The organism is Bacillus sonorensis NBRC 101234 = KCTC 13918, assembly GCF_001592005.1.
Taxonomy (GTDB): Bacteria; Bacillota; Bacilli; order Bacillales; family Bacillaceae; genus Bacillus; species Bacillus sonorensis.
In genome coordinates, this window is the sequence record NZ_BCVZ01000005.1 from 1 (window position 1) to 13,875 (window position 13,875).

Here is a 13,875-nt window from a genome sequence, read left to right on the forward strand (position 1 = left end):
GAGGGTTTGTCGACACGCTGAAACAGCCTTCAAAAATTGAAGGCTGTTTTTTTACGCTTTCAGCGCCGGTATTTCTTCAGGGCGGCTTCTATCGCGTTTCCATATCAGCTGAAGGATGAATAAGAGAAGGAATATACCGAGCCCTATCATATCTGTGTATCCTTCAGGATAAATCAGCAAAAGGCCGCTGAGCGCCGCAAGGATTCTTTCAAACCAGAACACTTTCCTCATCCAATACCCGATCATCCCCGCTCCGATAGCAATCATTCCTGCCAATGCCGTAAAGATGACCCAAATGATTTCATACCAGTGGGCATCAATCAGCAGCAGCTCAGGCGATAGTACGAAAACATACGGGATGATAAAGGCGGCAACGGCCAATTTGGCGGAAATGACACCGGTCCTGATCGGCTCGCCCCCCGCAACACCCGCCGCGGCAAACGCAGCCAAGGCGACCGGCGGTGTAATATCAGCGACAATCCCAAAGTAAAAGACGAACAAATGAGCCGACAGATCAGGCACGCTCAGCATAATAAGCGCCGGCGCCGCTATCGTCGATGTAATTACATAGTTAGCCGTTGTAGGCGATCCCATCCCAAGGACGAGGGCGGCAATCATCGTCAAAAAGAGAGATGGCAGCAAAGCTCCTCCGGCTAAATCAAGCAGCCCGTTGGCAAGCTTCAAACCGAGCCCTGTCTTTGTTACCACGCCGACAATAATGCCGGCCGCCGCCGTCGCGGCAGCGACAGAAAGCGCCATTCTCGCCCCGTCAGCAAGGGCCTGAATGATGCCTTTGACGCCCATTCTTGTATCCTTGTTAAAAAAGCCGACAATGACAGCCAGGACGATCGAATACAATGCCGCATGCATGACAGTGATCCCGGTCATTAAAAGAAAGACGACCGCAACAATCGGAAGGAGGAGATAGATTTTTTTAAATACCTCTTTGCGGTTCGGCATCTCTTCTTTTCTCAAACCCCTCAAACCGAGCCGCTTCGCTTCAAAATGGGTCATGATCCAAATTCCCGTAAAGTAAAGCACAGCCGGTATTGCGGCCGCCTTTGCGATGTCCCAGTACGTAATTCCGCCGCCGATAAACTCCACCATTAAAAAAGCAGCCGCTCCCATAATCGGAGGCATCAGCTGGCCGCCGGTCGAAGCTGACGCTTCCACCGCACCGGCAAACTCTTTTTTGTAGCCGAGCTTTTTCATCATCGGAATCGTAAACGATCCGGATGTGACGACATTGGCAACAGAGCTGCCGCTGATCGTTCCCTGCAGGGCGCTTGAGAAGATTGCCACTTTGGCGGGTCCCCCCGTGCTTCTTCCCGCAACCGCCACGGCGAGATCGTTAAAATATTGTCCCACACCCGTTTGAACGAGAAAGGCGCCGAATAAAATAAACAGGAAAATGAAGGTTGAGGAGACGGCCAGCGGTGTCCCCAAGATGCCTTCCGTTGTAAAATACATGGTCTGAATAAGCCGTTCCAGCGTCAGTCCGTTGTGGGACAAAAAACCGGGCAGACTGGAGCCGTAAAGGCCGTACAACAGAAACAAGCCGGCTATGATCGTAATCGGCAGCCCGACGGCTCTTCTCGTCGCTTCCAATACGAGCAGGACAGCCAATAATCCGACATAGAAGTCAACAGTTGTAATCAGGCCGATTCCTGTGACGATCGTTTCATAATTGATGACCCAATAGACGCCGACTCCTGCTCCTAAAACGGCTAAAACCGCGTCATACCAGGCCACTTTACATGTTCCGGCTGCCTTGAGATTCTTTGTCGCCGGAAACAGCAAAAAGATCAGGCCGAGCGCAAATCCCAAATGAACCGATCTTTGGATTTGCGCTGGAAACACCCCGAAAATGGCCGTGTATAATTGGAATAATGAAAAGCTGAGAAGGCCGGCGAAAGCGATGATCCCAGCCCAGCCCGCAAGCTTTCTCGTCCCGGCCTCAGGATCGTATTTTTCCAGCAGCTCCTGCTGCTCTTTTTCAGAAAGCGACATCCCGTGCTCCTTTTGTTCAGCCATTTATCTCCACTCCCTTCAATTGCTGCAAAACATTGATTTTTTGAACCGACATCCTTGTCCACGAACCCGGGGGAATATAGCGCTTTAATTCGTATTCCTTGCCTTTGTACTTGAGCCTGTGATTTGCCCTCACCCTTCCGATCCGCATATCGATGTACGGAAACGTCCGCTTCATATTGGAAAGGGTGTAAGTTCCGTCTGTAATGATAAGCTTTTCTCCCTGTTCCGCATTTGCCGGCATGCCGACCGCCGGATCATGATATACCAGGGCAGTCTGCCGGATCACCCCGTTTTCCCACACATACGTTTCTGCCACTTTTGTTTTGTGGATGGAATGCGTATAGATGATATCAAACGTTTTTTCCTTTTGCAGGGGAAGAAAAGCCATGACATCATCGCTGTCTTCTTTCTTGAATACAACGGCCGGCATATACGGAATCATACAGGCCGCCGTCACCATACAGGCGCAGCATACAGCCGCAAGCCATGCAAGCTTTTTCTGTTTTCCCATGATCCGCATATCCTCCGCTGATAGAAAAACGATAGACCATGGTTTCAGGTGCGGCGGTCTATCGTTTCAGATATTTACATATCAAAGACAATCGCAGATTACGATTTTTCGATCCCTTTTTCTTTAAAGTATTTGGCGGCGCCCGGGTGAATCTCGATATCGCCCAACCCTTCGAGCGCTGTCTCCGGCTTAATAAACTCACCCTTTGCATGATTGATTTTATCTGCTTCAAACAGCGCTTTCGTCATCTGATAGACCGTATCCTCATCAAGCTTGTCGGTGGCGACGAGCATCGCTTTAACGGCAACGGTGCTGACATCTTGGCCAATGCCGTAGGTGCCGCGTTTAATCGTGTCCTTGGCGTAAAACGGATACTGTTCGATCAGCTTTTTCTGCTTGTCTTCTTCAATATTTAAAATCTTGATTTTATTTTGGGCGGAAAGCCCTTCAACTGCCCCGGTAGGCGTTCCCGCCGTAATAAATGCAGCATCGATCGCTCCGGATTGAATGCCGTCGGTTGATTCTTCGAACGATAGATTTTGCGGTTTAATATCGTCAAAGGTGAGCCCGTGGACCTCCAAAATCTGCTTCGCATTGATATTGACCCCTGCACCTGCGGCACCTACAGAGACCGTTTTGCCTTTTAAATCGTCAACAGATTTGATTCCGCTCTTTTCTGTCGTTACGATTTGAACGGTTTCAGGATAAAGGGCGGCAATCGCTTTGATTCCGTCAATTTTTTGCTTGAACATCTCTTTTCCTTCAATGGCATATGTGGCAATGTCGGTTTGTGAAAAAGCGACTTCAGCCTCACCTTTTTGGAGAGTGGCCATATTTTCAGCTGAGGCGCCTGTTGTCTGTGTCGTAAATTTATCGCCTGTCGCTTCTTCCCAAAGGTTTGCAAACTGTCCTCCAAGCGGATAATATGTACCGCCTGTACCGCCCGTCAGCAGGCTGTAGCTTCCTGACCCTTTAGACGCAGATCCGCCTTCCTTGTCACTTGAGGCATCATTGCTTCCGCATGCGGCCAGCCCCATGACAAGAGTCAGCAAAAACGCCGGCAACGATATGGCTTTCCACCTTTTCATGCATTTTCCCCCTTTTTTGTTATACAAATATCAATCTCATGGATCATAAAAAATGCACTAGTTGTCAATAAATTCGTTAAATTTCAACTGTTTAGTTAATTTTATGTGCGGGCAGTTTTTAATATGCCGCGTCATCCTAAAATCCCGTCCACATCAGGATGCCTTCCTGGACATCTTAATCATTGGCCAGGCGAAGGGCAAGGATGATGGAAGGTTGTATTCCAAAACAAAACGAAAACCTGCTAAAAGCTGCAGGTTTTCTGGCTATTTTCGAATATGGACGCTGGAAAACACAAATTTATCATAACGGTGCCGTGCAAACGAATATTCGAAAGGCTCGCCGGTATTTAAAAAAGCGACCTGTTCGACTTCCAGCACCGGATCGTCATAGGCGCACTCCAAATACTTCCGGTCCAGCTCCGTCGGCTTATCCGCCCTGATTTTCCGGTGGGAGCCGGCGATTGTCAGTTTTAATGTTTCGGTAATATGCCGATAAACAGAACCGTGAAGCACCTCTTCATTCAATTCTGAAATCAGGTTTGAAGGCATATACGTTTTTTCAATAACATACGGCTCGCCTTCCACCTTCCGCAGCCTGATAATGTGGTACACCGGAACGTTTTTTTCGATTGATAGTCGCTTTGCTACTTCATTTGACGGAAATTCGACATCAAATTGAATGATGCTGCTTTCAATCTGCTTGTTGGCAAGAAGCTTTGTCAGTCCGAGGTTTTCGCGGTCGGTCACACTGACGGGAAGATCATGAATGGACGATTTGATAATAAAGGTGCCGTGTCCCCGTTTCCTGTAAAGCATCCCTTCCGATACGAGGATATCGAGAGCCCTTTTCATCGTCATTCTGCTGCAGTCAAATTCTTTGGCAAGAGAAAGTTCATCAGGTATCGGCTGGTCGGCAGAGTAGTACTCTTCCCGGATTCTTCTCCTCATTTCATTAGAAATATATTCGTATTTTCTCATGTTTTAACCACCAGTACTAAGGATTCTGTTTTATACCAAGCTTCTTTATTATTATATCGATTTCTCGGTTGAAATAAAAAGATGGCCGAAAAGACCATCTCTTTCTGATTCATATGGACTCCAAAATCCTTAGCCGTAACATTTAAAAACCGTTGTTATCTATCACGCGTTTAAACCAATACCCGCTTTTTTTCACCGTCCGTTCTCCGTTTTTATCAAGATTGACGGATACGAATCCGTAGCGGTTTTTATAAGCGTTCGTCCATGACCAGTTGTCCATGAACGTCCACAGATGGTAGCCCTTCACATTCGAACCTTCCTGAATCGCCTTGTGGACCCATTTTAAGTGCTCTTTTATAAACTCAATCCGGTAGTCATCCTGAATCATCCCGTCTTCCCCGCGGAAGCGTTCTTCCCCTTCGACCCCCATGCCATTCTCAGAAATAAAGCATTCAATATTCCCGTAGTTGTTTTTGAGATTCATCAAAATGTCGTAAATTCCTTTCTCGTAAATCTCCCAGCCGCGGTGGCGGTTCATTTTCCTTCCGGGCATTTCATAATGGTCAAAGAAGCGTTCAGGCGTAAAAGGCGCGTTCGGATGAGGCAGGTGTTCTTTTGCCTTGACCCGTCTCGGCTGATAATAGTTGATTCCGAGCAGATCAACCGTATTGTTTTTGATCAGCTCCAAATCCCCCGGTTCCATATCGGGAAGAAAACCTTCTTCTTTTATGATATCGGCCAAAAGCTGAGGAAACTCCCCTTTAACCGCTGGATCAAGGAATGATCTGTTAAAAAAGGCGTCGGCTATTTCTGATGCTTTCACATCTTCGGGATGACGGCTTCGCGGATAGGACGGCGTCACATTTAAGATAATGCCGATTTTCCCGTCTCCGCCAAGCTTCCGGTATGCTTCTACAGCTTTGGCGTTTGACAAAATTTCATGGTAAGCGACCTGAACCGCTTTTTGAAAATCAATTTCGTTCGGATAATGAAAATCGTATAAATAGCCGCCTTCCACGGGGACAATCGGTTCGTTATGGGTAAACCATGTTTTCACCCGGTCTCCGTATAGGCGGAAACATGTTTCTGCATAGGAGACGAAATGGCTGACGACTTCACGGTTTTCCCAGCCGCCGATTTCCTGAAGGGCCATCGGCATATCGAAATGATAAAGGTTGACAAAAGGCTCGATGCCTGCCGCCGTCAGTTCATCAATCACATCGCTGTAAAAGGAAGCGCCTTCCGGGTTCAACTCACCTTTTCCTTCGGGGAAAAGCCTTGACCAGGATATCGAAAAACGGAACGAATGGTGTCCAAGCTCCTTCATCAGCTGAATATCTTCCTTATACGTCTCGTAAAATCTTGATGTCTCCTCAGGACCCACACCGTCAAAAAAGCGGTTCGGCTCTATTTCGTACCAGTGGTCCCAAATATTTTTCCCTTTTCCCCCTTCATTCGCCGCCCCTTCGATTTGGGTGGCGGAGGCTGCCGATCCCCACCAGAAGCCTTTTGGAAACCGGTATTGGGCCTGTGCTGTTTTTACTTCTGTTTTTGACATGTGATCAGTCTCCTTTTACAATCCTATCGTCTTATTTTGGTCAGGCACATTGATTTCCTGTTCTTTTTTCACGTTCATCCGGTCGATGAATGTAAGGAACGGAAACCATATTGCAAAGACGACGGCTAAATTGACAATTTGCAGGATGCCCCCGGCAAGCGAGTTGGTCGCCATCATTCCGCTGATAAAAATCGGAACCGTCCAGGGAATCGTCACACCGGTAGGCGGCGGGACGAGACCTGATGCCATGGCAAAATACGTAATCAGCGTGACGATCATCGGTGACAATACCCACGGTATGATAATCAGCGGATTCATGACGATCGGCAGTCCGAAAATAATCGGCTCATTGACATTGAAGATGCCCGGAGCCGCTCCAAGCTTGGCTACCTGTTTGAGCTGCTTGCTTTTCATGAACAACAAAATCGCGACAATGACGGCCAAGGTCATACCGGTACCGCCCATGCCGACGGTATACACTTCCATGAACTGCTTATTGATAATATGCGGCACTTCCCCTGTTGCCGTATAGCTGTTTAAATTTTCAAGTGAAAGCGTATTCCAAATCGGGTCCATGACCGCGTTGATGATGATTTGGCCGTGCAGTCCGAAAAACCACAGCAGCTGGGTAAAAAATATCGCGATCAAAGTCGGGATAATACCGCTTCCAAGTCCGACAAGCGGAGCTTGAACAAGGTTGTAGATCAAATCGTGCAAATTCGAATGGAACGCCTGGGTTATGATGATATTGATGATTAAATAGACTGACAGCGTCATTACGGCCGGAATCAGCGCCGCAAATGATTTCGACACTGCAGGCGGAACGCCCGCGGGCATTTTGATCGTATAATTCTTTTGGACGAAGAACCTGAAAATCTCGGCTGCTGTGAAGGCGGTGATCATTCCGAGAAACATTCCTTTCGCACCGAGCCTGTCAACCGGAATGACATTGGCGATCGTTTGTCCGCCTTCGCCGTTTAACATAAACGGCGTCAAAATGAGAAAGGCTGCCAATGCGACGACTCCCCCAAAAACAGCTTCAACCTTATAACTTCTTGACAGATAATAGCCGATCCCGAAGACGACGAAAACGGACATGATATTGATCGTCGCACTCGGCGCGATGCTTAAAGCAGATTGAAACGCTTCAAGCGCTGATTTGCTCATCATTTTATCAAGAAACGGCAAATTTGTGATGACAACGATAATCGACCCAAAAATCGTGAGTGGAAATGCCAGCATGAACGCGTCTCTAAGCACGCCTAAATACCGGTTGTTATTAAGCTTGCCGGCAATCGGAACTAAAAAACGGCTCAGTTTCTCAAACATGGACTTATCTCCCTTCTATTCTATTTGGCGCATCTTGAATTTTGTCTTTGAAAATTTCCAGAAGCTCATAAACCAGTTCCTTCATCGTGAGACTCGACATCAAATGGTCCTCCGCATGGATTAGAAGCAGAGAAACATCCTGTTTCTTGCCGCCGGCTTCTTGCTGAACCATTTGAAAATGAATGTCATGGGACTGCCTCAGGTCTTCTTCGGCCTGAACGAGCAGCTTCTCCGCTTTCCCGACGCTCCCTGCCCGGTATTCCCTCAAGGACTGGATAACCTTGCTGCGGGCATTCCCGCTGTGAAGAATCAACTGAAAGCAAATTTGTTCGTCTGTCAATTTATTAAGTTTTGTCTTTTCCATTTCAATCAATCTCCCATCAGGCTTACCGCCTGTTCATACGCTTTTTTTCCATCTGCCATTCCATATGCCATCATATCAATCACATCAACCCGGATTCCGTATTTGTCCGCTTCTTTTTGCAGCTCATCTTTTAAAAAGCTCATTTGCGGCCCTATTAACACAACATCCGCCTGTTCCATTTCTTTTTTGGCCTGGTCTTGCCCTACCGCCCAAATTTTGGCTTCATCACCGATTGACTTTACGTATTCCTCCATTTTGGTGACGAGAAGGCTTGTCGACATTCCTGAACTGCATGCCAATAATATTTTTTTCATAATGATCCCCTTTCTATATTTAAAAGCGCTTTCAATATCTATTATTATAACTTTTTATTTTTAAATGTCTATACATTTAAAAATAAATGTTTGTATTTATTTTGACTGATACAAAACAAAAAGCCCTCTCAATTGAGAGGACTTTTGTACAAACCCGTTTACCGCGCTTTTTTCTGAAAGAGGCGGACCGCTTCTTTCGGCACATAAAACGATCCATTGCTTTCGACGATGACGCTGTTTAATTCATATTCTTTTCCGTTGATCCGGATGATGTTTTTGTTGACCGGCATTTCTGCTTTTGCTTTTTTGCGCGATACGGTAAGCACCGGGTTTGCAGGGTCTTTTTTATCAACTTTGACGCGGGCGCCTGCTTTTTTGAACGCTTCGCCGGCTTCAATAAAGATTTCGTTTGTTAATTTGTCTAAATTGAATCCCATCGCTTTGGCCATTGTCTTGGCTATGTCGGTATTCTCGATAAGCCCCTGCGGTTTTTCCGGTCCATACGAATACAGGAAGACGTCTTCCCCTGTGTGGCCTCCAGTTGTAAAGCCGAGATTCGCACGGTTTCCGAGCAATTTAACCAAAACAGAGCCGACAGCTTTTTTGTCTTTCGCGCCTTTCAGCTGTTCTTTTTCGGGTGCTGTTAAATTGTCCAGTCCGTACAGCCGGGCGACTTCTTCAATGTTTGACAAATCATCTTTTAATTTGCCTGTGGCGCCCTCAAGCGTCATTTTCGCTTTTTTGAGCGGATCAATGTATGCCGATACAGGTGTTTGATCATAGCCTTTTGTCGTATTGCTGTTGCCGATCGAAATCCCGCTGTTTCCATGGTCGGAGACGGCGATGACCATTGTATTCTTATCCTTTTTGGCGAACTCCAGTGCTTCTTTGACTGCGTTATCAAATGCCAGCACATCGCTGATCATGCCGATCGGATCATTTTGATGCGCCGCCCAGTCCGGCTTGCTTCCTTCGACAAATAAGAAGAAACCGTCTTTATCCTTTGACAGCGTCTGAATCGATTTTTTCGTCATCTCGGCAAGCGTCGGCTGTTCGGGATGTGTAGTGCCCCGGTCCATGTCATAAGCGAGGTCGCGCTGGGAAAAGGCGCCCCAGATTTTTTTTGATTTGGAACGGAGGAGTTCATCCTTTGTTTCCACAAAATCATACTTTTTCTCTTGAATCACGTTCACGAGGTCTTCATTGTCTTTGCGGTTTTTTTCCTTCGTTCCCGGCTGAAGCGAATCCTTTCCTCCCCCTAGGACAATGTCCATGTTTTGATAGACCTGTTGTTCCCCGAGCACTTCAAAGTTATTACGGTTCAAATGGTGGGCGGAATAGGAAGCTGGCGTAGCGTGCTGAATTTCTGATGTCGCGATGATACCGGTTGCTCTGCCGGTCTTTTTCGCTCCTTCCAGCACATTTGCCAAAGGACGATAATGATCTTTTTCACTGACAGGCTCGGCCCCCGGCGAATTCACCACTGAAGGCTTCACTCCGACATATGAGGAGTTTGACTTGTTGCCCGTGGCCATGGCCGTTCCGGCAGGCGCTGAATCTGTAATCGCCGATTCTGCCGAATACGTTCTGACTCCGCCTGTCACAATGCTGTCCAATGCAAGCGGTTCGCCTTTATACCAACGCGCCAAAGTTGTAGCTGTGGAGCTTGTTCCATCCATTACCATCATAATGACGTTTTTGGCTTTGCGATCTTCTTTTTTCTTCGCTGTTTCCATTGCGGCGCTGCCTGTTCCCGCCGACCCTAAGGCTACAGCACCCGCTAATGTGATGCCGACAATTCTGTTGCGGAAAAATCCCATCTGTACTCCCTCCAAAACTGCTTTTTTACTGACAAGCCTACACTATCATTCCCTTGTAAACAGGTCTTTTATTTTCTATTAATCTTATGTAAATATTCATGTAGTATGATGAAAAGAAGGCCTTTCGCCTTCTTTTTGCCTTATCCTTTTCCAGCCTGAAAACCCGGATATTTCGTCATTCCGCCATCAACATAAAGCGTCAGCCCCGTGACATAGCTTGCTTCGTCCGACGCCAGCCAGACCGCGCAGGCCGCCACTTCTTCCGGTTTTCCGATATACCCGATCGGAATCAGTTCGATAACTCCTTTTTTCAATTCAGGATCTGCAAATTTTTCGGCGTTAATCGGCGTATCGATCGCACCTGGTCCGATGGCGTTCACACGGATGCCTTTCGGAGCGTATTCAAGAGCGAGCGTTTCCGTCAATAATTTCGCCCCCCCTTTGCTTGCTGCATAATGCACAAAGTGAGGCCACGGAATCTGCTGGTGAACGGATGACATATTGATGACAGACCCTTTGATTCCGTTATCAATCATATAGCTGATCGCTTCCCGGCATCCTAAAAACATTCCCGTCAAATTGGTTGAAATCACGCGATTCCAATCTTCCAGCGACAAATCCTCTGAAGGGACTTCATTTTCAACGCCGGCATTATTCACCATGATGTCAACCGAGCCAAACGAATCAACCGCTTTATTGATAAGCGCTTTTACGTCTTCTTCTTTTGAGACGTCCCCCTGAAAAGCGACCGCTTTGGCGCCGCTTTTTTCAATTTCTGTTACCGTTTCTTCCGGGTTTTCTTCTTCTTTAAAATAGTTGATGACGACGTTGGCCTTTTCCGCACCGAACCGCAATGCCATCGCTTTCCCAAGGCCCGTGCCGGCCCCTGTGATCACAACCGTTTTTCCATGTAAACTTGGATACATGTCTTTGATTCCTCCTTATGAAAACGATTTGTTCTGATAGGTTGCCACAGAACGGCGGAAAGCATGCATCCGGCAGGAACCAAAAAAACCGCAGCCGTTATGGCTGCGGTTTGTCGCTATCATTTATTTCATCCACTCAGTGTGGAAAATGCCTTCTTTGTCTGTACGCTCATACGTATGGGCGCCAAAGTAGTCGCGCTGTGCCTGAATCAAGTTGGCCGGCAGCGTCGCTGTGCGGTAGCTGTCAAAATAAGCGAGAGCGCTTGAGAAGCACGGTACCGGAATTCCTTGTTCAACCGCAAGGGAAACCGTCTTGCGAAGTGCTCCTTGATAGCTTTCAACAATGTCTTTGAAATAAGGGTCAAGCAGCAGGTTGTCAAGTTCAGGATTGCGGTCATACGCATCTTTGATTTTTTGCAGGAAGGCTGCGCGGATGATGCATCCACCGCGGAAAATCATCGCGATATCACCGTATTTTAAATCCCAGCCGTATTCTTCTGAAGCGGCTTTCATTTGGGCGAAGCCTTGCGCATAAGAACAGATTTTGCTCATGAAGAGGGCTTTTCTGACCGCTTCAATTAGTTCTTCTTTGTTTTCCGTTACCGGTTTCGCTTCAGGACCTGTAAGCAGCTTGCTCGCTTTGACGCGCTCTTCTTTCATCGCCGAGATGAAACGTGCAAACACGGATTCCGTAATAATCGGAAGCGGAACGCCAAGGTCAAGCGCGCTCTGGCTTGTCCATTTTCCTGTTCCTTTTTGGCCTGCTTTGTCTAAAATCACGTCAACCATCGGCTTGCCTGTTTCTTCGTCTTTTTTCGTGAAGATATCAGCAGTGATTTCGATCAGATAGCTGTCAAGCTCTCCTTTGTTCCACTCTGCGAACACTTCATGAAGCTCATCAGATGATAAGCCGAGAAGATTCTTCAGAATGAAGTAAGATTCGGAGATCAGCTGCATGTCGCCGTATTCAATGCCGTTGTGGACCATTTTGACGTAGTGGCCCGCACCGTCCGGCCCGATATAAGTCGTGCAAGGTTCTCCATCCACTTTTGCGGAAATCGCTTCAAGAATCGGCTTGACAAGCTCGTGAGCCTCTTTTTGCCCGCCAGGCATAATAGACGGGCCTTTCAGCGCGCCTTCTTCACCGCCGGAGACCCCGGTCCCGATAAAGTGAATACCGCTTTCGGCAAGCTCCCTATTGCGTCTTTGCGTATCTTTATAATATGTATTTCCGCCGTCAATCAGGATATCGCCTTTTTCAAGATGAGGCAGGAGCGACTGGATTGTAGCGTCTGTCGGCGTTCCCGCTTTGACCATCAGCAAGATTTTGCGGGGCTTTTCAAGAGATGCGACAAACTCTTCAATGCTGTATGTGCCGACAACGTTTTTGCCTTCGGCCTCTTTCAAAAACTCTTCCGTTTTCTCGCTTGATCTGTTGTAGACAGAAACCGAAAATCCGCGGCTTTCAATATTCAAAGCCAAGTTTTTTCCCATAACTGCTAAACCAACTACACCTATTTGCTGTTTTGCCATGTCTAACGTCCCTTCTAAACGCTTTGCATTAATAATTTAATTTTTATTTAAATTGAAATTACCATACTTTGACCCACATTTTCAAGCTATTGATCTTTTCTTCCTTCTTGGAAAAAATCTTTGTTAAAGCTTGTTCCGCTCGTGTTGCTTTCTTTTTCGACGGCTTTGACCCCTTTTTTGATCAGCGCTGTTCCAAATTTTTCATTCAGTTCTTCCACCAGCTTTTGAATCGGTTCATCCTTGGCATCCTCTTCGAACGAAAACAAATCGAGCTGTTTGAAAGCCTCCGTCCGTTTGACAAGCCCTGTCCCCGTAACGCCCAGCAGCCTGACCGCATCACCTTGCCAATGCTGTTTGAACAGCGCTTTTGCTTCCTCTGCGATCTCATCTGCTTGATCGGTCGGATTTTGAAGGGTCTTGCTTCTCGTCATGTTCGTCCAGTCGGCGTAGCGGATCATGATAAAGAGCTTCGAAGCCATGACTTCCTTTCGCTTCAGCCTGTTGCTGACAGATGCGGACAGCTTGTCAAAAAGCCGGTTGAGTTCCTTTTCATCTGTGCTGTCATGCGGAAGCGTCGAAGAATTGCCGACGCTTTTAAACTCATAAATTCTGTCGGGGTTTACCTCGCCAAAATCGATTCCATTCGCCCTTCTTTTTAATCTCGGGCCGTTGATGCCCAAAAGCTGCTTCAAAGCGACTTCGTCTGCGCGGGCCAGATCCGCGATCTTTTCAATGTTCAGCGTTCTCAGCTTTTCAGCGGTCTTTTGGCCGATTCCGTACATCTCGGCTATATCAAGGGGCCAGAGTACGTCAGGCACCTCACGTTTTCTCAAAATGGTAATGCCAAGCGGCTTTTTCATATCCGAAGCCATTTTCGCCAAAAATTTATTCGGCGCGATTCCGATGCTTGACGGCAGAAGCAGCTCTTTTTGCAGACGCTCCTGGATTTCCAGGGCTGTTTTATACGCTTTTTCCCGATACGGCGTGTCCGTAAGGTCCATATATCCTTCATCGATCGATACAGGCTCCACAAGATCCGTGTATTCTCTCAGCACTTGAAACATTTCCCTTGAAGAGCTTCTGTAGCGGTCAAAGTTCGGAGGTTTTACGATCAGCTCCGGACAGAGGCGCTTTGCCTCCCACAGCGGCATAGGGGGTTTCACGCCGCGGGCTCTCGCTTCATAGCTGCATGTAACGACAATCCCTTTTCTTTCTTTCGCATTCCCTGCAATGGCGAGGGGCTTTCCGCTCAATGAAGGGTCATACGCCGTTTCAACGGAAGCGTAGAAGCTGTTCATATCAATATGAAAAATGACTCTTCCTTTATGTTTCCCGCCAGTCAAAACGGCTTCCTCCTCATCTTCTGATTAGACATATCAACCATACTTATAGTAAGATGTTATTGAAACGGAAGTGATAA

12 protein-coding genes are annotated in these 13,875 nt (G+C 47.2%); all 12 read right to left on the minus strand.

Going from position 1 to position 13,875, the window contains the following annotated elements:
• Window positions 1-51: 51 nt before the first annotated feature.
• Window positions 52-2,034, minus strand: a complete 1,983-nt coding sequence (locus BTR1S_RS08405) for a TRAP transporter permease (protein ID WP_006637450.1) — start codon at window positions 2,032-2,034, stop codon at window positions 52-54.
• Window positions 2,027-2,545, minus strand: coding sequence for a DUF1850 domain-containing protein (locus BTR1S_RS08410; RefSeq protein WP_006637451.1), 519 nt, complete (start codon window positions 2,543-2,545; stop codon window positions 2,027-2,029). Before BTR1S_RS08410 ends, BTR1S_RS08405 begins: the two co-directional genes overlap by 8 nt.
• Window positions 2,546-2,643: 98 nt before the next feature.
• Window positions 2,644-3,633 carry a TAXI family TRAP transporter solute-binding subunit gene (locus BTR1S_RS08415; RefSeq protein ID WP_029419403.1) on the minus strand — a complete coding sequence of 330 codons (990 nt, stop codon included), beginning with the start codon at window positions 3,631-3,633 and terminating at the stop codon, window positions 2,644-2,646.
• Between the two features lie 264 nt (window positions 3,634-3,897).
• Window positions 3,898-4,611, minus strand: a complete 714-nt coding sequence (locus BTR1S_RS08420) for a GntR family transcriptional regulator (RefSeq protein WP_006637453.1) — start codon at window positions 4,609-4,611, stop codon at window positions 3,898-3,900.
• A 142-nt stretch (window positions 4,612-4,753) separates the two neighbouring features.
• A complete protein-coding gene (gene gmuD, locus BTR1S_RS08425) occupies window positions 4,754-6,169 on the minus strand; it encodes a glycoside hydrolase family 1 protein (protein WP_006637454.1) in 1,416 nt (471 codons plus the stop codon).
• Window positions 6,170-6,184: 15 nt separating this feature from the next.
• Window positions 6,185-7,498: a PTS cellobiose transporter subunit IIC gene (gene celB / locus BTR1S_RS08430; protein ID WP_029419402.1), complete on the minus strand. Its 1,314-nt coding sequence runs from the start codon at window positions 7,496-7,498 to the stop codon at window positions 6,185-6,187.
• Window positions 7,499-7,502: 4 nt separating this feature from the next.
• On the minus strand, window positions 7,503-7,862 hold the full coding sequence (locus BTR1S_RS08435) for a PTS sugar transporter subunit IIA (protein ID WP_006637456.1): 360 nt from the start codon (window positions 7,860-7,862) through the stop codon (window positions 7,503-7,505).
• 5 nt (window positions 7,863-7,867) lie between these two features.
• The gene (locus BTR1S_RS08440) at window positions 7,868-8,176 is read right to left on the minus strand and encodes a PTS sugar transporter subunit IIB (protein ID WP_006637457.1); all 309 of its coding nucleotides are present in this window, start codon (window positions 8,174-8,176) and stop codon (window positions 7,868-7,870) included.
• 158 nt (window positions 8,177-8,334) lie between these two features.
• Window positions 8,335-9,996 carry an alkaline phosphatase gene (locus BTR1S_RS08445; RefSeq protein ID WP_029419401.1) on the minus strand — a complete coding sequence of 554 codons (1,662 nt, stop codon included), beginning with the start codon at window positions 9,994-9,996 and terminating at the stop codon, window positions 8,335-8,337.
• Between the two features lie 140 nt (window positions 9,997-10,136).
• Entirely contained in the window at window positions 10,137-10,922 is a 786-nt protein-coding gene (locus BTR1S_RS08450; RefSeq protein ID WP_006637459.1) for a glucose 1-dehydrogenase, read from the minus strand.
• 123 nt (window positions 10,923-11,045) lie between these two features.
• A complete protein-coding gene (gene gnd, locus BTR1S_RS08455) occupies window positions 11,046-12,455 on the minus strand; it encodes an NADP-dependent phosphogluconate dehydrogenase (protein WP_029419400.1) in 1,410 nt (469 codons plus the stop codon).
• An 86-nt stretch (window positions 12,456-12,541) separates the two neighbouring features.
• Window positions 12,542-13,798 (minus strand): DNA polymerase IV, encoded by a 1,257-nt coding sequence (locus BTR1S_RS08460; protein ID WP_006637461.1) that lies wholly within the window; start codon window positions 13,796-13,798, stop codon window positions 12,542-12,544.
• Window positions 13,799-13,875 lie beyond the last annotated feature (77 nt).